At 40.2% G+C, this 22,228-nt stretch carries 17 protein-coding genes; 2 read left to right on the top strand and 15 right to left on the bottom strand.

Annotation, left to right across the window (positions count from 1 at the left end; all coding sequences use genetic code 11):
* The first annotated feature begins 2 nt into the window (after positions 1-2).
* Entirely contained in the window at positions 3-461 is a 459-nt protein-coding gene (locus B9A52_RS14025) for a DUF4268 domain-containing protein (RefSeq protein ID WP_084121050.1), read from the top strand.
* Between the two features lie 208 nt (positions 462-669).
* Here the strand turns inward: B9A52_RS14025 and B9A52_RS14020 are convergent, their stop codons facing one another.
* The 8 genes from B9A52_RS14020 to B9A52_RS13985 all read right to left on the bottom strand — a co-directional run bounded on the left by B9A52_RS14020 (position 670) and on the right by B9A52_RS13985 (position 9,852).
* Positions 670-2,079, bottom strand: a complete 1,410-nt coding sequence (locus tag B9A52_RS14020; protein ID WP_084121049.1) for a Gfo/Idh/MocA family protein — start codon at positions 2,077-2,079, stop codon at positions 670-672.
* A gap of 195 nt (positions 2,080-2,274) precedes the next feature.
* Positions 2,275-2,484 carry a YgaP family membrane protein gene (locus B9A52_RS14015; RefSeq protein WP_084121048.1) on the bottom strand — a complete coding sequence of 70 codons (210 nt, stop codon included), beginning with the start codon at positions 2,482-2,484 and terminating at the stop codon, positions 2,275-2,277.
* Positions 2,485-2,815: 331 nt separating this feature from the next.
* Positions 2,816-4,390, bottom strand: coding sequence for a solute:sodium symporter family transporter (locus tag B9A52_RS14010; protein ID WP_084121047.1), 1,575 nt, complete (start codon positions 4,388-4,390; stop codon positions 2,816-2,818).
* 160 nt (positions 4,391-4,550) lie between these two features.
* On the bottom strand, positions 4,551-5,432 hold the full coding sequence (locus B9A52_RS14005; RefSeq protein ID WP_084121046.1) for an inositol oxygenase family protein: 882 nt from the start codon (positions 5,430-5,432) through the stop codon (positions 4,551-4,553).
* A gap of 116 nt (positions 5,433-5,548) precedes the next feature.
* Positions 5,549-6,478, bottom strand: coding sequence for an NAD(P)-dependent oxidoreductase (locus tag B9A52_RS14000; protein WP_084123523.1), 930 nt, complete (start codon positions 6,476-6,478; stop codon positions 5,549-5,551).
* A 19-nt stretch (positions 6,479-6,497) separates the two neighbouring features.
* Positions 6,498-7,397 (bottom strand): KPN_02809 family neutral zinc metallopeptidase, encoded by a 900-nt coding sequence (gene ypfJ / locus B9A52_RS13995; RefSeq protein WP_084121045.1) that lies wholly within the window; start codon positions 7,395-7,397, stop codon positions 6,498-6,500.
* A gap of 83 nt (positions 7,398-7,480) precedes the next feature.
* Positions 7,481-9,268, bottom strand: a complete 1,788-nt coding sequence (locus tag B9A52_RS13990; protein ID WP_084121044.1) for a cation:proton antiporter — start codon at positions 9,266-9,268, stop codon at positions 7,481-7,483.
* Positions 9,269-9,480: 212 nt separating this feature from the next.
* Entirely contained in the window at positions 9,481-9,852 is a 372-nt protein-coding gene (locus B9A52_RS13985; RefSeq protein WP_084123522.1) for a VOC family protein, read from the bottom strand.
* A 630-nt stretch (positions 9,853-10,482) separates the two neighbouring features.
* On the opposite strand from B9A52_RS13985, the gene B9A52_RS13980 reads away from it, so the two are divergent.
* Positions 10,483-11,145: a hypothetical protein gene (locus tag B9A52_RS13980; protein ID WP_157370165.1), complete on the top strand. Its 663-nt coding sequence runs from the start codon at positions 10,483-10,485 to the stop codon at positions 11,143-11,145.
* A 49-nt stretch (positions 11,146-11,194) separates the two neighbouring features.
* Here B9A52_RS13980 and B9A52_RS13975 read toward each other — a convergent pair whose 3' ends face one another.
* From B9A52_RS13975 to B9A52_RS13945, 7 genes are all read right to left on the bottom strand, one after another.
* Complete coding sequence (locus B9A52_RS13975; RefSeq protein WP_084121042.1) at positions 11,195-11,380, bottom strand: hypothetical protein; 186 nt, start codon at positions 11,378-11,380, stop codon at positions 11,195-11,197.
* A 51-nt stretch (positions 11,381-11,431) separates the two neighbouring features.
* Positions 11,432-11,638 carry a helix-turn-helix domain-containing protein gene (locus B9A52_RS13970; RefSeq protein ID WP_084121041.1) on the bottom strand — a complete coding sequence of 69 codons (207 nt, stop codon included), beginning with the start codon at positions 11,636-11,638 and terminating at the stop codon, positions 11,432-11,434.
* Positions 11,639-11,641: 3 nt separating this feature from the next.
* A complete protein-coding gene (locus B9A52_RS13965) occupies positions 11,642-12,190 on the bottom strand; it encodes a DUF2975 domain-containing protein (RefSeq protein ID WP_084123521.1) in 549 nt (182 codons plus the stop codon).
* 207 nt (positions 12,191-12,397) lie between these two features.
* Complete coding sequence (locus B9A52_RS13960) at positions 12,398-15,601, bottom strand: S41 family peptidase (RefSeq protein ID WP_084121040.1); 3,204 nt, start codon at positions 15,599-15,601, stop codon at positions 12,398-12,400.
* 508 nt (positions 15,602-16,109) lie between these two features.
* Entirely contained in the window at positions 16,110-17,432 is a 1,323-nt protein-coding gene (locus B9A52_RS13955; protein ID WP_157370164.1) for a beta propeller repeat protein, read from the bottom strand.
* 375 nt (positions 17,433-17,807) lie between these two features.
* Positions 17,808-21,005: a S41 family peptidase gene (locus B9A52_RS13950; RefSeq protein WP_394334898.1), complete on the bottom strand. Its 3,198-nt coding sequence runs from the start codon at positions 21,003-21,005 to the stop codon at positions 17,808-17,810.
* A 277-nt stretch (positions 21,006-21,282) separates the two neighbouring features.
* On the bottom strand, positions 21,283-22,227 hold the full coding sequence (locus tag B9A52_RS13945) for a PorP/SprF family type IX secretion system membrane protein (protein WP_084121037.1): 945 nt from the start codon (positions 22,225-22,227) through the stop codon (positions 21,283-21,285).
* Position 22,228 lies beyond the last annotated feature (1 nt).

Below are 22,228 nucleotides of genomic sequence, written 5' to 3'. Positions count from 1 at the left end.
CTATGTATTCCCGTGCTGAAACCTCATTGATCCGAAAGGAATTCTGGACCGCATTTGGCCAATATATGAAGCCCGTACCCTCTGCAACCGGATATAGGGTCAGTTGGCAGAATTACAAAACCGGTGTACGGGATATTTACTTCAGGATGAAGGCAGAAAGGGATTTTGCCTCAATAGGTATTGAAATCGCCCATCATGATGAAGAGTTGCAGCAACTTTATTTTGAACAATTTTTGGAATTCAAAAAACTGTTGGAAAATGAATTGAAAGAATCATGGGATTGGAAAATCCACGACCATGACGAATTCGGAAATAAAATCTCCCGAATCCAAAAAGTCAGATTCAACCTAAATGTCATGGACAAAAACGACTGGCCGGAAATCATCTCGTTTTTGAAACCAAGAATCATTGCCTTGGATGCCTTTTGGGCTAATATCAAGCCTGGCTTTGAGGATTTTTAACCTGGTTCAAGACTTAGTCTTGGACCACCACCCTCGCAGTCTTCAGACTGCAAATCCCTAAAAAAATCCAAATAAACCACCCAGAATAAAAATTCTCTGACTCAAAAGGGTTTTTATTACGGAGACCTTCGAGGTTTTGAAAAAAACCTCTAAGGTCAGCTGGTTCAAGACTTAGTCTTGGACCATAACCCTAGCAGTCTTCAGACTGCTAAACAATAACTTTAGTAGTTCCTCCACCCTTCAAAGTAATCTCCACAGGTTTGTTGCTTTTCCAACTTCCACCGGTAAAGTCAGGAACATCAATGGAATTGGACCTGTGGGCTACGGACCACTCACTCAAGGGTGAAACCGCTGACCAAAGAGCTGCATCGTACACATCCTGATCCAAAGGAAGTCCATTGCGCAGGCAATCGATCAATCTCCAGTCCATCATAAAATCCATTCCACCATGGCCGCCGATCTGTTTGGCAAGCTCTCCAACCTTGGTAACGATTTCTGGGGTGTACTTTTCTTCCAAAGCCTTCATTTCCTCCTCTTTCATCCATTCGTGCCCTTTGGCCACTTTTGGGTCAGGGTATTTCTGTGCATATCCTTCTGTACCGCTGACTGTATGTAATCTTGAATATGGTCTCGGGGAGGTCACATCATGCTGAATCATGATGGATCGTCCTTTTTTGGTTTTAACAATGGTGGTATTCATATTTCCTCCAAATTGCTTTTCAGCAAAAGGAGCAAAGTAATTGTCCTTTTCGGCCAATTCTCTTGCTTTGTCTGCCATCTGAAAATCCGCACTGGAAAGTGATGTCAGATAATCCATTTGATCTCCTCTATTGATATCCATAATCTGACAGATCGGACCGAGACCATGGGTGGCATAAAGATTCCCATTCCTGAAGTTTTCTTTCAGTCTCCACATTCCCTGATAACCTCCTTCACTTTCCTTCCTAAAGTTCAGCCACAACAAATCGTGGATATAAGCTCCTTCGGTATGGATGATTTCTCCAAAAAAACCATCTCGCTTCATGCTCAGAGTCATCAATTCAAAAAAGTCATAACAACAGTTCTCAAGCATCATACAATGCTTTTTGGTTCTTTCAGATGTCTCTACCAACTGCCAGCATTCTCCCAAAGTCTTTGCAGCAGGCACTTCAACAGCAGCATGTTTGCCAGCCTCCATCGCATAAACTGCCATGGGCGTATGCCAATCCCAAGGAGTTGTGATGTAAATCAGGTCGAGGTCATTTCTGTCCACCAATTTTTTCCAGGCATATACTGAACCCGAGTATCCTTCAGGCTGATGTTTGGTGCCTTGGAGTTTGGCTTTCATTTTGTCCACCCTTTCAGGAATCAGGTCACAAAGCGCTTTGATTTCCACTCCCTCGATTTTACTCAAGCGATCAACTGCGCCCGGACCACGTTGGCCCAATCCAATAATCCCTACCCTGACCGTATTCAACTTTGGGGCAGCATAGCCACTCATATTGAATAGTTGATCATGGCTTTTTTTACTCAAATGGAATAATTGTTCGGGGGATTCAGCTTTGGAAAATTGTGGGACTGTAGCGCCTACAAGACCAAGTCCGGCAAGCTTGAGGAAATCTCTACGGTTATTGCTCATGGGGGTGGAATTTTAGATTGTAGATTTTAAATTGTAGATTTTAGATTGAAAAAAGATTCAGTCTAGGAATTTGGGTAAATGGAGCTTGAATTTAGCTTTTATTCTTTTTTGGACAAGGCTGTTTATGTAAAAAACAAAAAACCCATCAATGATCCAATTCATCGATGGGTTTTTACTTGGATTTACGTTACTTCTCTAGGCTTTTTTGGCCGGACAAGTGTTTAAGCCAACAAGGGTATATAAGGGGCAAAAGCTTACCAGCGAGGTCAGCAGAAATACCGCTGCTACTACAACAAGTACAATTCCCAAAGTACCTGGAACTGTACCTGAAAAATATAGATAAGCCGCTACAACAGCTATCAGGGTGCGGATAATTCTGTCCGCATTTCCCATGTTCTTTTTCATATTATAATGTGTTTATGGTTGAAATAGGAATACCAAACCTACTATGAGCATTAGACAAATCAGACAGACAGTCAGCAATTTCAAAGCGGTTTTCATTTACTATAAAGATAAGAATCAATCCTTTTCAATTATGTGACAAAAGTCTCAATTAAACTATTTTAAAAAGTCACCAAAGATTTTCAATTTGTAAGTGTAAGAAATCCTATCCAATTCAACTTTTTCCTTTATGTTCATAAAAAAATTAGAATTCTAAGTGACAAGTTCAATCAAACATATTAGCGCTAACAGCAAAGTATTGGTCAATCATAAAAAAAACATCGCTTCGATAAAATCACCTGCCCAACCAATAATAAATCAAAACCGTTACCAAACAGAGTATTGCAGAAAGGGGTTTGGCAAATTTCCACTCTTTTAAATCTACGGGACTTTTTGAAATAGGAGAAGATTTTGTGATTGGTGGAAACTGCAAACTGACCAAAAACATTACCATCAAATTCAGCACAAACTCGATTCCCCAGATATGGATAAAGTGGAGATTTATTTCCATAACAAAAGTTGTCAGTAAATAAAAAGACAAACCTGTGATCAAACCAACTTTTGCCCCTGTGGCGGAAATCTTTGGGATAAAAAAACCTGCAACCAAAATTGATGCAATGGGGATAAAGAAAATTCCGTTCAGTTGCTGCATTAATTGGTACAATCCATCAGGTGCGTTGGCCACCATCGGTGCTACCAAAATTGCCACAACTGCAAGAACAAGTGAACTCCATCTTCCTACCCTGACCAAATTTCTATCAGAAGCCTTTGGGAAAATGATTTTTTTGTAAATATCCAAACTGAAAATTGTGGCCGCTGAATTCAAAACAGAATTGAAGGTACTTAAAATAGCCCCCAATACCACTGCTGCAAAGAAGCCAACCAAACTTAAAGGCAGCACTTTTTTCACCAATACAGGATAAATAAAATCCTGATCGCCATAATACTGCTCACCATAATAGTAGAAAGCAATGATGCCCGGCAAAACAATGATCAAAGGAATCAGAATTTTGAAAATCCCTGTAAACAACAACCCCTTTTGAGCCTCAGCCATATTCTTTGCCCCTAAAGCCCTTTGAATGATAGTTTGGTTCATACCCCAAAAATAAAGCTGATTGATCATAAGCCCTGTAAATAAAGTACTAAAAGGCATCACGGAATCCTCCACACCGATCACATTGAATTTATCAGGAACAGTTTCGTAAACTTTGCTCATTCCTTGAACAATATTACCATTGCCTATATCCCACAGTGCAAAAACAGGCACCATCAAACCCCCAACCATTAATCCAATGGCATTAACCGTATCCGAAATCGCTACTGCCTTTAGGCCTCCAAAAATGGCATAAATGGACCCAATCACGCCAATTGTGATTACAGTCAGCCAAATACCCTCTGATTTACTGACCTGCAGAACTTCAGAAACATTAAAAATACTTTCCAAGTTAATTGCCCCTGTGTACAGTACAATGGGAAGCAATGTCACCACAAAGGACAACATCAACAGCAGGGCTACAATGGTCTTGGTCGTCGCATCATACCTGCTTTCCAGATATTGGGGAATTGTAGTCAATCCCATTTTGAGGTAAATCGGGATAAAATATAGGGCAGCGATTACCAAAGCAATGGCTGAGGTAACTTCCCAGGCAATGATGATCATCCCGTTTTTATAAGCAGACCCGTTCATTCCAATCAGATGCTCTGTAGAAATATTGGTCAGGATCATGGAACCTGCTATCACCCCACCGGTCAGTGTCCTACCTCCCAAAAAATATCCCTCCTTAGAACTGATATCGTCTTTTCTTAATCTATACCAAGAATAGAAAGCAACAAAAAATGTAAATCCAATGAAGGAAAGAGCGGTAAGCATTTAGGTGTTTCTGGGTTGGGAATATTGATTGATATTGGTGGATATTAAATAGATATTTTAGGGTAGTGAAAATGACTTAAGTTGGAAGTCCGAATTGGGAAGACTTCCTACTTGTTACTTGGTACATGGTACATTGTACATTGCACCAAGAAAACAAAGCCTAAAACCGCAAAACCCCTGGCAAATACTTCGCCACCAAATCCTCATAATAAGGTCTCAATGCTTTGCCATCAGGTGGAACGGGAACTTTGGAATAAAGATCATAAGGATTGAACTTGTCCACCCATTTGAACATTTCCCTATCATGCTCATTGAGTAAGTGATCATAGGCATTTTCTCTGTGTTGGGCATAAAAAGAATGATACCTGATCATGTAAAGGGCAGGTTCCGGAAGGTAATCCTTCATCATCTGATAGAGGTATTCATCATGCCCCCAGGACATTTTCACATTATCCAAACCACAGTTGCGTTCGTATACCCCATATTTGGTATTGAAGCGTTCATCTTTGGAATCAGGATTGGCTTGAAAATACTCCGGGTAGACGATGCTTTCGGAATGCTTGCATCCAACCGGAAAAGTATCTCCAACGACAGCCCATTGGGGTTCTCCAAATAAACAAAGCACCTTTCCCAAATCATGGATAAAACCTGTCAAGACAAACCAATCGGGATGTCCATCTTGCCTGATGGCTTCAGATGTCTGCAAGAGATGCTGCAATTGGTCCAAATTGGTATCCGGATCTGAATCATCCACAAGCGTATTGAGGTAATCCACTGCATCCCAAAAAGGCATTTCTTTTTTCTCAAACTTCAAAAATTCCTTTTCTTTCTTAACCACAAAATCATAGGTTTGATAGGTATGATTCAGTCTATAGAATTCACGGACAGTATCCACCCTTTCCGAATCATGGTAATTTCTATAGTCGTCTTTGGCTTTTGCTTGTTTTTCTTTTGGTTCAGGATACCTCACCAAAAGGTCATCTTCCCAATGTTCGATGTTCTGTAGGGGAGACTTTTCCTGGTCTGAAAGTTTGGAATTCATAGGTTTATGATTTAAGGGTAGAAATATAAAAAATTAATTCTCAAAGAATTGATTTCTAACTGCTAAAGATTTTTTTTAAAGAAACTGTCCTTGTTTTGATGGATTACAGTGACATACTAAAAGCCAGCTTCCTTTATCTTCTCCACCAACACCTGATTGATCTTTTCGTAGGACTGATAAGTCCAGCCTGCAATATGAGGACTGAAAACCACATTTTCTCTCGAAGCCAATTTTTCAAAAGCAGATTTTTGATCCTCAGTAAACGTGGAAAATTTTTCATTTTCCAACACATCCAATACCGCCCCAAGAATAATCCCTCTGTCCAAAGCGGCATTCAAGGTATCAAAAGAAATAATTTCACCCCGGGCGGTATTGATAAAGTAAAATGGCTTTGAAAATTGCTCCAGGACTTCCATGGTCAGGAAGTTTCTAGTCTCATGGGTCAAAGGAATATGCAAGCTTATAATATCCGATTCTTCCTGTAATTGCCTGAAGCCAACCTCCTTTACATGAAATGTTCCAAAGCCGGTTTTGTATTTGTCATAGGCCAGAATATTCACATCAAATCCGGAGAGTTTCTTGGCAATCGCTTCGCCCATATTTCCATAACCTATAATGCCAAATGTCTTCCCTTGCAATTCCACTCCTCTGTTTTCCTCTCTTCTCCAAATCCCTTTTCTTACTTCCTGATCTGCTCTGGAAATATGGTTGAACAGAGACAAAAGCATTCCAATTGCCTGTTCTCCAACAGCGTCTTTGTTACCTTCTGCGGCATGAAACAACTTAATTTCCCTCTCCGCCAAATACTTCAGGTCAATTTTGTCCAGACCCGCACCGGCCCTTCCTATAAATTTAAGATTTACAGCTTTTTCCAGTAATGGTTTATCCATGGGAGTTTTTGACCTGATAATCAAACCTACATACTCCTTGATTATGGCCTCAATTTCCGGCCTACCTATTTCTGGTTTATAATCTACTTTGTATCCTGCATTTTCCAGCAAAGGGATAATACTCAAATGCATTTCATCTATAATCAGAATTTTCATCATTTACCATCTATAGGATTTACAAATTCCTTGCATTGAAAGTATCCCCATCTCTAACGTCGCCTGTATCAAAACCTTTTTTGAACCATCTCGCCCTTTGTTCTGAGGTCCCATGGGTAAAAGAATCAGGGACAATACGTCCCGTTGCTTGCTTTTGTAATCTATCGTCTCCTACTGCACTAGCTGCATTCAGGGCTTCTTCCAGATCACCGGGCTCCATAAATTTTAAAGCTCTTTGGGTGTGATGTGCCCAAACGCCTGCATAGAAATCCGCTTGCAATTCCAATCGTACCATCAATCGGTTAAATTCGGGTTCCGGAATCTTACCTCTTTTGGATTGTACCATTTCCAAAGTTCCATCCAATCTTTGTACATGATGACCCACCTCATGGGCAATTACATAAGCTTGTGCAAAATCCCCCGGTGCTCCCAATTTTTTATCCATATCCTGAAAAAAACTCAAATCTATATATACCTTTTCATCTCCGGGACAATAAAAAGGACCTGATGCGGAAGAAGCAAACCCACAGGCAGATTCCACCTGACCGGAAAACAACACCAAGGTAGGTTCTCTATATCCTTCCATAAGCTGATTCCAGACATCCTCAGTGTCTGCCAATACGACCGCTGTCATTTCTGCCAATGCTTCTTCCTCAGCACTCGGTTGATAATTTACTGATTGGGATATCGGTCCGCCACCGGTAAACTGTGCAAGCAGTGAAAGTGGATTGGTACCTGTCACCCAAGTGATGAGAAAAAAAGCCGCAATGATTACCAACCCGGTTTTGGAAAACAGAATTTTCACCAAAGGGCCCAACATCATCGGGTTAATTCCTCCTCCGCCTCCACCAAAATTCTGAGGTCTTTGACCTCTGCGGTCTTCGATATTGCTGCTTTTGCGTCTGCCTTGCCATTTCATAATTTTCAGGATTTAATGAATGAAATAAAGTAAAAATTTGCAATGTTGAAATCGATAACCAAGAAAAATCACAGGTTAAGGTCTCAGCTTATAAATATTACAGTTTCGCCAGAACGGACAATGTCATCATAATGGAAAACCCTAACATTCCCTTCTTTTTCACGAATGACAAAAGGCAACACTTTGCTTTTTCCATGCTTTAAGACCCATTCTCTTGTTTTGATATCTTTGGAAACCGTATTCTTCTTTTCTGAATATTCTCCTTTGATGATTTTCTGGATCCATGGTTCGGGATGTACTTTCATGGCAAACACAGTTGACGCTTTTATAGCCTCCAATATTGATTTGCCTGCTCCCTCTTCATCCTGAGTCAATAAAATATGATTATTATAAATATAAAAGTTCTCCCTTGCTACTTGGGCTGCAAGCAGGTTAACTTCCGGGTTCCCAGTCATCCCTAAAAAAACGGTACTTTCATTAGCCTTCGCCTGTTCCATCACTACATCCTTTAATGCATTGCCGTGAGTACAATCAAAACCTTTTTCACGGGCCAACTCCACCATCTCAAGGTTTGCATCTATCATGTGGACTATCGGTTCCTTTTTGTTCAGGTACTTGGCCATCAATAAGCTGAGAGGATTAACTCCCAAAATCAAAATTCCTTTTCTGCCATCTACTTGAACCAATTCACCCCTTTGTCTCAGCCATACAGTTGTCCATTTTAGCATAAAGGGAACTGTGAAAGTGGTGAAGATGGCCATAAAGACCAAAATAGAGAAAATATTCTGATTGATTATTCCCATCTGCAATCCTATTCCTGCAATAATGATCTCTACTGCTCCTCTCCCATTCATCCCTGCGCCTACAGTGATTCCTTCTCTCCATCCATGACCGCTAGGGAGATAAAAAAGCATAGTCCCAAATATTTTACCGAAAATCGCCATAAAAACAATGGTGATCAACATAACCAAATCGGTTTGGAAAACATTGAGACTCACACTGAATCCCGCTGAAACAAAAAATATGGGTGCCATGAAGCCTATTGAAACATCATAAAAAGATTTCTGAACTTCACGTGCAATATTTTTTGGGAAAAGGTTGTCCTTGATAAACAAACCTGCCATAAAGGCACCTAAAATACTGTGCATACCGGCCAGTTCAGCCAATTCTGCATATCCAAAGGAAATTATCAGAATCAGCGTGAAATACATGGTACTGCTCTGATTTTTGAACTTTGAAATTCTTCTACCCAATTTTGGTAAAAGGTAATTCCCAATTAAAATGGTACCTACAAAAAACAGTACCGCTTTACCTATGACCAATAACAATCCCGAAAGATCCAATGACCCTGCATCTGCAAAACTGACGATTCCTGCAAAAATCACCAATGCCAAGGTATCAGATATCAATGCTCCTGCCATTAACACGTAAGCAATGCGGGTATTCAACAGCTTAAGATCCACCAAAATCCTACTCTTGGTGGCCAGAGAGGTAACTCCAACTGCAATAGCAACAAATAATCCCGATATGGGTGTTCCACCAAAGTAAATGATGGTATAATACCCAAGAGCAAAAGGTACTAAAAAACCACCGATTGCAGCCAATAATCCCGCCCAGGATGCCTTCTTCAAATCTGCAAAATCAATTTCTATTCCGATATAGACCATCAATAAGGTTATACCGATTTCAGCCAAAACTTTGATCGTTTCTGTCTCTTTGATCCAACCTAATAAAGTTGGACCTAAAATTATCCCTATGATCAGCTCACCCAAAATGGGTGGATAGCCCATCCTTTTTGATGCTATTCCCCCCAACCACGCGGCTACAAGTACCAAAAACAGATTTAAAATATTCAGTGTAAAATCTTCCATTTTGAATAATTAAAGATCAAGAGGTCTGTTTAGGCTTAAAAACAGGACTTCCCCAATTTCTATAATTTTCTAATATACTAGAAGTTTACCATAGGATTGGTATTTGAAAAATTGAAATTTTGACTTATCGGAGATTTTTTATCAAAAAGTTTATTCAACGGCAAAAAACCGAATACCTCACACCGGTATTCTACCATCTCTCTAAGGGTTGGTTAAATATGCTGGTCAATCAAAATTATATTCCCATCAGGGTCTTTCAACATCAAACTTGCCGGACCTGAGGTTTTCTCATCCGCTTCAGTTTCCAATTTGATCCCATTATCTTTTAGATGTTTTTGAATCAAACGAACATCATCAAAAACGCCGACGGCACCTGCATCTTGGTCCCAACCCGGATTAAAGGTCAGGATATTGCCTTCAAACATCCCCTGAAACAAGCCAATTAGCGTATCCTCATTTTTCATGATCAGGTAGTTGGACTCCATACTTCCTGCAAATACTGAAAATCCTAGATTTTCATAAAATTCCTTGGAAATTTTGAGATCCTTGACACTAAGGCTTACAGAAAAAGCCCCTAATTTGATGTTTTGCATAGCTGGATTGAATTGGTTAACACTTATAAGAGATGTCTCTTTAATTTGACTAGGAGGAGTGCTATTAAGGTAAAAACCAAGAATAAAGGAGAGTGACAGACCTGATACTATGGATAGGTATTTTTTCATTTCTTGAGGAAAGAAGGTTGAATGATACAATTCGAAGCAAATTAAAAGAAAACCTCTTTATAAGCTGAATATTTCTAAACAATCTAGTATCCGATTTAAACTCTGTTAGAATTGTTAATTTTCAAAAGATTGATAATCTCAGTAAAAGAATGACAATAATATCAACCTCATATTGAATAAAAAGACCTGATTTTTTTTGTTTTTTGGAATTCTTAGCAATATAAATTTTGTAAAAAACCTGCATTCATCCCTTAATAAAGGAAAATTTTGCAAAAATCATTTAATCTTTTCCTGATCAAGGCAACCATCAGGAAAGAATACCAAAGCATAGAATTATAACATTTTTTCCAATTATGGACCGGGCTCAAGACTGGCTACATTCAATGTATAATCTGAAGGTAAGCTAATTCAACTGAGTAAGAATCCAATAAATCAATCATTTTTCAAACCTTGATGTGCGGCGTCAGCACAATAAACTCTGACGAAAACAAAATGAAAACTATCAAAAAATTACTGGTATTGGGAATGTTTTCCCTTATGGTTTTACAGACCAATCAAAGTGTCGCCCAAATAATATTTGGGGAATATCAAAGTGCAAAAATGGTAGGCAAAGGAAAAATCGAAGCTACTGCCCATTATACGGGGGTTAATTTGTCATATGACGGAGAATCGCTATTCGCCTTTAATAATCTTGGACTGCAAACTGGTTTTGGATTTGGCGAAAGATTCGAGTTAAGGGTCAGGTACGACAGGTTATGGTTCAAAGATTATGGGATTGGGGATGGGATCAGTTTCATCAGTATCGGCCCAAAAATAGGCACCAAAAATAATAAAATTGCCTTTCACCTTCCATTTTCAACAGCATTAGAGGAAGGAGCGGGTGCAACTTGGTTTTTTAATCCTGCCGTACTTTTCACCGTACCTTTGACTACAAACACCCATCTTACCTTCACTCCCAAATATTTGATCTCTTTACAAGAAGGTGATGCTTTTGAGGAAAACCCACTAGGCTTGAATTTGGGCGCTGGAATCGGATTTATGAGAAATTGGGTAGCAAGACCTGAGATTGGGCTGACGTTTGTTCCAGGAGAAAAGGGGAGTTTTTTCAATTTCGGACTTGGTGCCTCTTGGATTTTCGGGAAACCGGCGAATTGATTTTAGCTTAAGGCGGCTTGAAATTTTTATCGGAAGCTGACCCTGATGGTCAGCTTCTTTTCCAGATATTTCCGATTTCTTCTAACTCTTCATCCCAAAAACCAAAATCATCCATGTCATCCATATCCGGGATACTTTTGTATTCCAAAGTGTCGGTATTGACAAAGACCTTCATTCCACATTGGAGTTCCTGGGAAATATCGTAAACCTGTTTTTTGGTTAATTTCTTGGTCATGGATAAAATTGTCAATGAAAGTAAATTGAAAATTCAATATCCTTGTTTAGCTCACTCCTCCACAAACTCCAAAATATCCCCCGGCTGACAATCCAAAACTTTGCAGATGGCTTCCAATGTACTGAATCGGATGGCTTTGGCTTTTCCTGTTTTGAGTATGGACAGGTTGGATAGCGTGATATCCACTTTTTCAGACAGTTCATTCAGAGACATTTTCCGCTTGGCCATCATTACGTCTAAATTTACAATGATTGCCATAACTTAGACGGTTAATTCGTTTTCGGACTGGATTTCGAGGCCTCTTTTGAAGACTTTCGAAATAGCATAAATAATTATGCCCATCAAGAAGTACTCAAATGCTCCTCCCATATATTCTCCCATAGCAGGTAAGTCGAATTCCCTTTTGGAAAGCCATTTGACATAGGCATTGGTAAAGATGATGAATAGGGCGATTTCAACGGTAACCTGTCCGATTTTGGAAATCAATTTGGAAACCTCCTTACTGAAAGGATGGGTCAGGTTAATCTTCAGAAAAATCCTGATCATCAGATAAAATATATAAGCCTTTAATCCGGTAATGGCCACAATCAACGAAAGCAACCCGATATAGTGTCGAATATCCTGTTCCATCAAGGCAGACAGGTTAAGCCCTTCATATAGATTCTGCGCAACAATCGGGTTGAACAGACTATAGATTAAAGTAAATAATATTGCACCTGCCTGTATGCATAGACCAATAAATATGGACCAGATCACAATGGTGATCAACATCAGTCCGGGTTGGGTTACCCATTTTTTCTTCCATTCCATGATTATAATGTTTTTTTTGCCAAACATCGGTAAATATTTATTGAAAAACAATAAATATTTTTTGAATTTAGAAAAAAAAAAAAAATAGATTGATTAAATGCAAGTCAGAGAAGGGAAAACGTCAATCAGAGTTTTATTGTTTTTTTTTGAATAAACCCGAACTATATATCATAGTCAGGAATTTCCTTGCATACCCAAAGTTCCTTCTTATTTCTTTGCATTCAGGTCTTTGATCAATTCTTCCACAGCTCGTTTCAGCTGATCATCTGTATTTTTGGCAATCCAATCAGGAGTATTTTCAACAATAATATCCGGTACAGCAGGACCAAGTTCTTGGTTAACATCTGTCGCTTTTGTAAACCAGGCCCGTCCGGGAAGTCTTACAAAAGAACCATCGAGCAAAGCTCGTCCACCGGTGGAAATAACCGATCCATTGGTGGGTACACCAACCAGTTTCCCTATACCCAAAGACTTGTAAGCATGCGAAAATATTTCCGCATTGGAGTAACTCCCCTCATTGCACAAAGCTATGGATGGTTTTAACCATGCCGAAAAAATCAGACGCTCCCCAATAGGATAATAGTCACGGAATTTTAATTTATCCCGCTCAAGGTCTTCGCTTGCCCCACGGGGTATCGTGTAGGCATGCTGCTTGTAATTTAAGATCGCCATCAGCAAATCAGTGGTAGACCCTCCTCCATTATAGCGGACATCTATTACCAAACCATCTTTTCCATTGCCTGCTGCCTGTAATTCCCGCTCGAACACCTCAAAACTTGGGTTGTTCATAGCTTGAATGTGAATATATCCTAACCTGCCATTTGAATACTGATCAACCAGTTTCTTTCTGTTCTCAACCCACTCTTCGTATAATAACTGCCTTAAGCTGGAAGCTGGCCGTATCACCACTTCGCGGTTATTTCCATCAGCAGTTTTTACTGTTAAAAGCGTGCGTTCATTTGCCCGGATATTCAACAGACCATAGAAATTATCCTTTTCAGAATAAGGCTTCCCATCGACGGAAACGATCACATCATTAATTTTCAGGTTTACAGCTGACTTTGCAGCGGGAGAATTTGGAATCACCCTGATTACTTTCATCCCCTCTTTTGTTGGTTGAAGCTCTACCCCCAACAAACCTGTTGCATCGTTTTGAGTTTCGGCTTGCTGTGGGGTTGAAAGTCCCATATGGCTCGAGTTCAACTCACCCAGCATATAGTTGAACATTTCGCGGAAATCCTCATTGGTGCTGGCATTCACGCAGAGAGGTTTATATTTGGTACGCAATGCTTCCCAGTCTTTTCCGTGAAATTGCGGATCGTAAAATCCATCACGCAGTGTCCGCCAAGCTTCTTCAAAAACCTGTTCCCTTTCGGCTACATAATCGATCCGTTGCTTGACAGCAAAGGGAAGTGTTTCTGATTTTTCAGTTTTGGTTTCAATTCTGTTGATAGCACCACCTCTTCCTGCATAATAAATATACTTTCCTTCTTTATCCATTATTGGATTGCCGGGATTAAAACCACTCTTTGTAAGTTCCTTCAAATCTTTACCGTTCCATTTTATACTGTAAAGATCCCGCCCATTTGAAGTGCTGCTTTGTCCTGTATAATAGAAGGTTTCTCCATCTTTCGAGATAAGCACATTGGATTCGTCACCAGGAAAACTCGTCACCTGCACCAGCCGGTTATGGATATTATCAAAATCAATGATGACAGGTTTTGATTCTGATTCTTTTTTCTCTGGGGATTTGTCCATTAAGTCATCACTGAACTCCTCCCAGTCCTGAGTCGACTTTTCCCAATCTTCTTTTTTCAGCCAGACAAACCATACATCGCTGTTAAGATTATTCCGTGCTGAGATAAATCCAAGTTTCGATCCATCAGCACTCCAGAAAGGTTGGGTGTCCCGTCTAGGATGCATGCTTACGTTTACAGCTTTGGATGTATTATCTGCTGACTGAATGTAAACTTCTTGGTTGAAGTACAAATCAGTCATGGAATATGCCAGCCATTTGCTGTCAGGGCTCCACACCAGGCCTGAAGGTGATTCCCATCCATCGTGTAAAATCTTATCATTGGTAAGTTTTCCATCTGCAGACAGGTCACTTACCACCAATGTGCCCCGGCCCCTAAGGTAGGCAAGTTTTTTACCATCAGGGGATACTGAAAGTCCTGATTCATCTTCCTTTGTTTTTGTGATGCGGACAACCTGATGTTTCAGGGATTTGAAAATATTGGACTCCTGCTTATCGATGGATTTAACCGAATAAATATCAAAGTTATTATCCCCCCGGTCGGAAGTGAAAAGCATAACTGAATCGCTTCCCCACACCATATCCATGTCCCTGAAAGGATGATTGGAGAGATTGGTAGTCAGTGTTTTATCCTTGTTAGCTTCTTTGACATAGATTTCCCCGCGCAATATCAGTGAGAGCAATTTCCCATTGGGAGAGACAGCAAAGTCAGATGCCCCATTGGTAACCGTTTTGTTGTTTGTCTGGTCAAAGCGCAAATCAGCACTGATAGAAACCGGAACTTCTTTCACAACCTTAGTAGCCGTATTCATGGTATAAATACCCATTTCCCGTTCAAAAACAATGGTTTTTCCATCTGCCGAAATAGAATAATATCGAATTGAATGATCTTTGAAAGTGGTTAACTGTTCAGGTTTTCCAATGGCGTTCCCATTGTTATCAAGGGTTAATCTGTAAAGATTGTTGCGACCGCTTTCTGTACTCAGGAAATAGAGGGTACGGTCATCTCCCCATCTCGGAAGGATATCATTGGTTTCGAATCCTACAATTTTTGAATATGTTTTGTTTTTTGAATCATACAACCAAATATCCCGATTGGATGGACCTCGATAATCTTCCCGATAAATGGGATTGATGTCACCTCGTGTAAATGCAATGAACCTTCCATTTGGTGATTGGGCAGGGTCAAAGCCTACTGCATCCATAAGTCTTGATTCGGTTCCACCTTTAGCAGCTATAGTGTAAACCTCAAGTGGCCGCTCCACTTGTCGGAATTCCCTGGCAGTCGAGAAAAGGATTTCTCCAGAGGTAGCCCATGTAGAAATCAAGTCATCACTGGAATGATAGGTAAGCCGCTCGGGTTGACCACCATTTACAGGCATGCTATAAATATCATTATTTCCAAATCGCGCTCCGGAAAAAGCAATACGCTTTCCATCAGGGCTGAAAACCGGGTTACTTTCATAAGCTTCATGGACGGTAAGCCGGATTGGGACGCCACCTACAGCGGGCATCGTCCAAATGTCACCTTGAAAGGAGAAACTGATAAAGGACCCATCTGGACTGATTGCAGGGTAGCGGATTAAAACAGCATCATTCTGAGAAAAAACCGGAGTCAACAAACAACTGAAAAAGAATACTGTGAGCCATTTCATACACTTAAGATTTATGTTAGTTTTTTACTTAGATAGGAATTTTTTTTCGAATACTGAAACAGAAGAATCCAAACGGTAATTAAACAGTTTGTTAGGTCAGATCATTTGGACAACTAATGAAATTACTTAATTTAAGATTATTATAAAATTCTTTATCAAGTAATGCTAAATAATAAGATTAAGCCTACTCTGTCAAGTTATGGAATCCTGATTTCAAAATTCTCAATAACAATAATATATCCTAAACATTGGCTTAGGGCCCGTTAGGGACATAATATGGGTAGAACAAATGATCATTCGAAATGCATTTGGGCCTTTAGGCACAATATATATCCCGTACCTAAAGGCACGGAAACCCACTAAAATGAAACTCTTTCTACCCATATATAGTCCCTAATGGGACTTTTCCTTTCTTCAAAAGGATTGTTGAATAGAAATGAAAATTTCTAACTGCTCATTAAATTTGACAAAGTAGGATTAAATTAAATCTGTTTTTTTTTAATCTGATTTAAGGGGAGATGGTCACTTTACTATATTCTTTACCGGCTGCCACAAATTTATCTTTACCCCAAACTACACATTCATAATTATCAGAAAGATTATTTCCTGGATGACGCTGGGTCCAGTTGAGCCCGTCATTTGAGGTAAAAATACCATTCCCTACCCCTATCAGTTTATTGCCTGACCATGCCAGCGAGTAAACAAAGACATTTTCAGGGATATCATGCCATGTCCAGTTTCCATCAATATCACCAATTACGACAATATTTGTTCCGATAGCAATTGTCTTTTCACCGCTTTGAATGACATCATAAATGAAACTGCCTTTTCGGTTTGTATTACTTATATCCGACCAATTAACACCATCTAATGAAGTCAATAGTAATGGGTATCCAAATTCTTCAGTTCTTCCAAAACCTACTGCCACAAAACGGTTTCCTGTCCAAATTACTGATCTCAGTTCGGATCGATTTTCTGAAAAAGAATTTCTTGTCCATGAAACACCATCAATCGAAGTCAAAATATCTATCCGCCCCACCGGAACAGCATTTTCCCCAACAGCCACAATGATGTCGGCATTTGAAGCTACGGAATATAAGGTGTTGAAATTTTCGTTGTCCGGGAGTGAACGATTCGTCCAGTCAATTCCATTTGGAGAAGTAAAAATAGTGCCATTATCACCTACAGCAATATATTGACTGCCTGAAAAAGTGATACCGCGAAGTGGATAATTCATGGGGCTGGAGTTAGGCAAAATGTGATTTTCCCAATGTATTCCATCGGGTGAAGTGCAAATGGTTCCTGCACTGGTAACTGCAACGAACATATCATTGAAATAACCTAAATCATTAAAATTAACATATGGATCAATGGTATGATCATACCACGACATGCCACTGTCATCAATTGCTATAGTAATGGCACCACTAAGTTTGTTGGATGTTCTTCCTTTTCCGTCTGTCAGAGCCACTTCAAAACTAAACTGAACAGGCACATCTGGTCTGGTTAAAATAAAATCACCCACAATAGTACCATTTGTTGCTGTGGCAAGTCCTTGCAGGTTAAGCGTGGTATCAAAGCCTGCTGAGGAAGTAAGTCTTAGTGATTTAACTCCATCTGACGCATTTTTGTAATTTAAAGTGCCGGCTATAGAAAATGTCGGTTCTGAGGTTTTTATGGGTATTTTGTCAGGATGGAACATAAGTTCAGATATTGTAAAGACCCCATCAGGCTTGGGGTTTATAGGAGGAATTGATTCATCTCCTTTGCTGCAAGCGGCCATCAAGACAATCAAGAAGCCGAAATTCCAACGAGCTATCTTCCGTAACATGATATAGATATTAACGAAAAATCAGGAAAAAAAATAAACAAAATGAGATAAATCTTTGAGTTTATCTTAAATAATAATTTGATAATTCATTAACCAAATCAGCTTGTTTTATTCCCTATTCAATCATCTAAAATTCAATGGCTTATAGTGAATTTAAGGTTGCTTTGAATCAAAGCCAGGACATTATATGGATGATTTTAGGCAAGAGGAGACTTTACAGGAAAAGGTTTGTCATTCCATCTCGTATATTGATTCTTGGCCCTTGGTTCAGCTTCTTAAAAGGCAAAGACCTCTGATGCTCAATGACGCATCAAAGGTCTTGTCTCTTGGCTCTTGGCTCTTGGTTCTAGTATCTAAGCTCTTATTTCTCGCATCTCATTTCCCAACATCCTTCATCAACTCCTCCACCGCTTTTTCCAACTGCTGATCGATACCTTTGTCTATCTTACCAGGCATGTTTTTGACCTTAAACTGAGGATCGGTTTCGTTATTTTCCATCCAATTACCGGATTTGTCTTTGGCCGAAACAGGGACCATTCCCCATCTGCTACCATTGGGCAACATCTCCCAGCCTGCAAAAGAACAGGTGCCAGGCGTCGGCATACCCACGGTTTTGCCGATATTCAGATCAGTGTAACCACAGGCAAAACAATGTCCGTCAGAATAATTGGCCTCGTTGAACATGGCCAAGGTAGGTTTGGTCCATCGGAAGGTAGGTTCATAGCCTACCTCACGCTCAGCGTTAGCATAGGTGATAAACCTCTCTCCGGTAAAGAACATCGCCAAATCCGCAACCAAATCCCCGCCCCCATTGAAACGGGTATCCACAATCACCCCTTTTCGGTCATGGTATTTGCCCATCATTTCCTCGTAAGTGGTTCGGTATGGACCATCCGACATTCCTGGTATATGCACATAGCCCAAAGTCCCATTGGACAATTTATCTACTTCCTCCTGATTCTTTTTCACCCAGCGCTTATAGAGCAATTGGTTTTCTTCACCAAGAGATACAGGTTTCACTGTCACTTGCTGTCTGGTATTGGTTTTCGGATCCAAAACTTCCAAAAGTGTGAACTTATCAGCTTTTCGGTTAAGATACCAAGCCACATCTTTATCAGTACTGATGGTTTCTCCATCTATTTTTTCAATGATCATTCCGGTTTGGATAGAAAGTCCTGCTTTATCCAAGGGACCTCCTTTTAGGATTTCCGCTATTTTGATACCATCATTTTTATGGGAATAATCCATGAAAATACCCAATGATGCCGTAGCATCCGCTTGGGGAATACTACCGCTATATCTTGCACCGGCATGAGAAACATTCAGTTCTCCGATCAGTTCCGATACCATTTCAGCAAATTCATAGTCATTACCGATGGAAGGCAGATACTTTTCATAAGCACCACTCAAAACATCCCAATCCACCCCGTGCATCTCCGGGGTATAAAATGCTCCTTTGGTCCTGATCTTGATATGTTCAAACATCTGCTTACGTTCCGCTTCAGAATCAAAAGTCATTTCCCCGGCGATTTTGATCTGCTCCCTTTTACTTCCCTTATCGGTAATTTTGGAAATATTGCCATTGGCCAATAGGTAAAGGTTCTTCATTTCTTTGTCCCATTCCAAACTTCCTGAACCGGCGTCAAGCTTGAGTTCCATTTTGGTTTCCTTGGTGCGCAGGTCTGTACTCCATAGATTCATCCCTTTTTCAAAACTTGCCAGATAGAAGATTTTTTCTCCGTCTTTGTCCAATACAGCGTCACCCAAAATAGAAGAGTGAATTGTCAACTTAGCTTTCCTCTCTCTAAGATCTTCCCAATCTATTTTAAGATCTTCCACTTTTTTATCGGCTTCTTTCTTTTCATCCTTTTTCTCTTCCTCTTTTTTACCCGCCTTTTCCACTTCCTTCATCAGGTCATAATCCTCCTTGCTCAATCTGAATTTGTCAAAACCTTCTTTGGTAAAGAACATCGCAAAAACATCATTCTGTGATCTCCCGCTAGTAGAAAAACCTTTAAGGCCATCACGGTTGCTGAACCAGATCATCTGTTTACCCCCGTTAACCCATTTAGGTCGGCTATCACCGTATCCACTTTGGGTAAGGTTTTCCATGGCTTTCTTTCCCGATGCATCCAACAATACCACCTCGCCATTGGCCAAAGTAGGTCTGAACTGCGCCAAAAGCCATTTGCTATCAGGACTCCATTCGAAGTACTGATCGCCATCTCTCATATGGATGATTTCCTCGGAAGTCATCAAAGTTACTGTTGACTTGCTTGCCAGATCCAACACCTTAAGCGTCTTTCTTCCTTCAATATACGCCAGTTTTTTACCGTCAGGGGAAAGCTGTGGCTGATAAGCATCCGATGCTGTATTGACCAAGGCTTCTTCTTTCAATAAAGTGCTCGCATAGAAAAACGGCTCTTCTTTTTCCCTAATTCTTTTGGATTGAAAAATCTGCCACTTCCCATCACGTTCACTGGCATAGACAATGGATTTACCATCAGGGGCAAATTGCACAAAACTCTCCTGCTGCGGGGTATTCGTGATTCTTTTGGTCAGGGAACCATCAACTGAAGTGACAAAAACCTCTCCTCTAGCAATAAAAGCTATTTCTTTACCATCTGGAGATATAGACATTTCTCTGACCCCTCCATTGATATTGATATAACTGTCGGTATTGGCGATGGCCTGGGTAGTGATACTTACAGCTACTTTTTTGGGTTGCTCACCTTCTTTGAGGGTATAGAGTTCGCCATCATAGGAAAAACTCATCAGACCATTATTGGAAATACTCAGGAACCTGACCGGAAAGTCTTTTAGGTTGGTCAATGCTACAGTTTGCGCAGGGTTACTGAGGCTGGTTTTGAAAACGTTGAAACTTCCTTTTTCCTCACTGAGGTAGTAGATATCATTTTCTCCGGGTGCAAAAACAGGATTTCTGTCTTCCCCACCAAAACCAGTGATCATTTTATGGGAATTAGATGCTGCATCATAAACCCATATATCTCTTGTAATTCCTGACTGATGCCTTTTTCTCCACTCGTTCTCCCCACCTTTTTTATCATGGTAGATCATTTTTTTACCATCCTTGCTTACTTGTACATACTCTGAAGGAATGGTCCAAACCTGATCAACTCTTCCTCCTTTGACCGGAACTTGGTACAATTCAGGTTGTGATCCCGTGGGGTATTGTCTATGTTCGGCCAAATCCTGACGGACTCCACCAAATATCACTGACTGGTCATCTGCTGAAAAAGAATAAGGCATTTCATCATTGGAATGATAGGTCAGCCGGGTTGCCGTCCCTCCCTCTGCGGACATCACATAGACATCGAAATTCCCATAGCGGTCAGAGGCAAAAGCAATTTTGTTTCCATCCTTGCTCCAAACAGGTTTGAAATCATGGGCTTCATGAAAAGTCAATTGCGTGGCTTTGCCTCCCGAAGAAGGGACTGAGTACAGATCTCCTTTGTAAGTGAAAACGATTTTACTGCCATCAGGTGAGATGGAGGGATACCTTAGCCAATTTGGTGTTTCTTGTGCTGAGACAAGGGAAAAAACAAAAAGCATTAAGATACCTGAGAAAACTTTTAATTTATTCATAATTTTTAAATTGGATAATAATTGGCTAATCTATAAAAATTTTGAAAGCATTTTTTTTAAATTATTTGATTGGAAAAAATTCAAAAAAAAAGGCTGATCCTCCACACGGGATTCACAGCCAATTTTTACTTAAGTTCAAATAATTAAGGGTTAGTAATTACTAGGTCTTTATTCTTTTTGAAATCGGAATTTTTACATGAGAAAGATTTATTTTACATATCGCCTTACTTTCTTCTCCTCCTTCTTACCATATTTTGTTATACTGTTTTTCTCCTGCCAGTTTCAGCACCACCATAAATTCATGGGTATTACCCAAAAACTGTCTGCTGGAGTTAGTCGGGAATTCATAGACATATCCCAAACGGATATTTCCTCTCAGGTACCCAACATGGAGTGAATTGGCATAGTTGAATCTGTGCCCAATACCTACCCAGAAAGTCTCCAGCATTAAGGCCTTCAGGTTGAATTCTGTGTTGTCTGCAAACCCTGACTGTCTTCTATAAAAGAAGTTTCCAATTGCTGTGATATTTTCACCAAACTGATGTCTATATCCTGCCTGCACCATCATGGAAACAGGCTTACCATCCATGAAAACATCTCCTGAAGACAACCTGCCCCCATTGACATTGTGCATACCATAGGATAGGTAATAATTCTCGTGGGTAAGGGCAAGACCCAGATTAAAATCAATGATCTGCATACTGGCAAAACTTCCAAGATACTGACCAATGGTTGCGTCCTGCGCCTGTTCTGAGGTCAGGGCATTGCCGTCCAACCTAACGGAGAGATAGTTGAACCCTGCACCTAGCCGAAGATTATGCCTGTCTGTTATCCTGATTCTGCTTGCATAGGATCCCATCAGTTCGGTTTCCCGGAATGCACCATAGGTATCGTGAAGCATATTCAGGCTCATCGCATTTTTTCCCATGAGGGCGGGATCTTCCAGTCCTCCCAATTCTCCAAAGTCCAGCTCAAGACTGAGGAAAAAGGTCTTTGGCGCGCCTTCTACCCCACTCCATTGATTCCTTACAAATCCTCTCAGGGCACTTCCTTCATAGCCTGTCAGTCCCGGATTGTAGTAACTCTGAAAATGGTTGAATTGACTGACATATTTCCTGCTCTGACCCATAACCTGACTTCCCATAGTACAGATCAGAAACATACTGATAATAAATATTTTCCTTTTCATG

Source organism: Aquiflexum balticum DSM 16537 (assembly GCF_900176595.1).
In the GTDB taxonomy this organism is placed as follows: domain Bacteria; phylum Bacteroidota; class Bacteroidia; order Cytophagales; family Cyclobacteriaceae; genus Aquiflexum; species Aquiflexum balticum.
This window is presented reverse-complemented; position numbering and strand designations above follow the sequence as displayed.

Coding starts and splice junctions, on each gene's coding strand:
- B9A52_RS13970 (WP_084121041.1), bottom strand. CDS start 11,638: ATGGCAATCATTGTAAATTTAGACGTAATGATGGCCAAGCGGAAAATG.
- ypfJ (WP_084121045.1), bottom strand. CDS start 7,397: ATGAAATGGCAAGGCAGACGCAAAAGCAGCAATATCGAAGACCGCAGA.
- B9A52_RS13965 (WP_084123521.1), bottom strand. CDS start 12,190: ATGGAATGGAAGAAAAAATGGGTAACCCAACCCGGACTGATGTTGATC.
- B9A52_RS13980 (WP_157370165.1), top strand. CDS start 10,483: ATGAAAACTATCAAAAAATTACTGGTATTGGGAATGTTTTCCCTTATG.
- B9A52_RS14005 (WP_084121046.1), bottom strand. CDS start 5,432: ATGAATTCCAAACTTTCAGACCAGGAAAAGTCTCCCCTACAGAACATC.
- B9A52_RS14010 (WP_084121047.1), bottom strand. CDS start 4,390: ATGCTTACCGCTCTTTCCTTCATTGGATTTACATTTTTTGTTGCTTTC.
- B9A52_RS14025 (WP_084121050.1), top strand. CDS start 3: ATGTATTCCCGTGCTGAAACCTCATTGATCCGAAAGGAATTCTGGACC.
- B9A52_RS13945 (WP_084121037.1), bottom strand. CDS start 22,227: ATGAAAAGGAAAATATTTATTATCAGTATGTTTCTGATCTGTACTATG.
- B9A52_RS13950 (WP_394334898.1), bottom strand. CDS start 21,005: ATGCTTTTTGTTTTTTCCCTTGTCTCAGCACAAGAAACACCAAATTGG.
- B9A52_RS13955 (WP_157370164.1), bottom strand. CDS start 17,432: ATGTTACGGAAGATAGCTCGTTGGAATTTCGGCTTCTTGATTGTCTTG.
- B9A52_RS14020 (WP_084121049.1), bottom strand. CDS start 2,079: ATGAGCAATAACCGTAGAGATTTCCTCAAGCTTGCCGGACTTGGTCTT.
- B9A52_RS14015 (WP_084121048.1), bottom strand. CDS start 2,484: ATGAAAAAGAACATGGGAAATGCGGACAGAATTATCCGCACCCTGATA.
- B9A52_RS14000 (WP_084123523.1), bottom strand. CDS start 6,478: ATGAAAATTCTGATTATAGATGAAATGCATTTGAGTATTATCCCTTTG.
- B9A52_RS13960 (WP_084121040.1), bottom strand. CDS start 15,601: ATGAAATGGCTCACAGTATTCTTTTTCAGTTGTTTGTTGACTCCGGTT.
- B9A52_RS13990 (WP_084121044.1), bottom strand. CDS start 9,268: ATGGAAGATTTTACACTGAATATTTTAAATCTGTTTTTGGTACTTGTA.
- B9A52_RS13975 (WP_084121042.1), bottom strand. CDS start 11,380: ATGACCAAGAAATTAACCAAAAAACAGGTTTACGATATTTCCCAGGAA.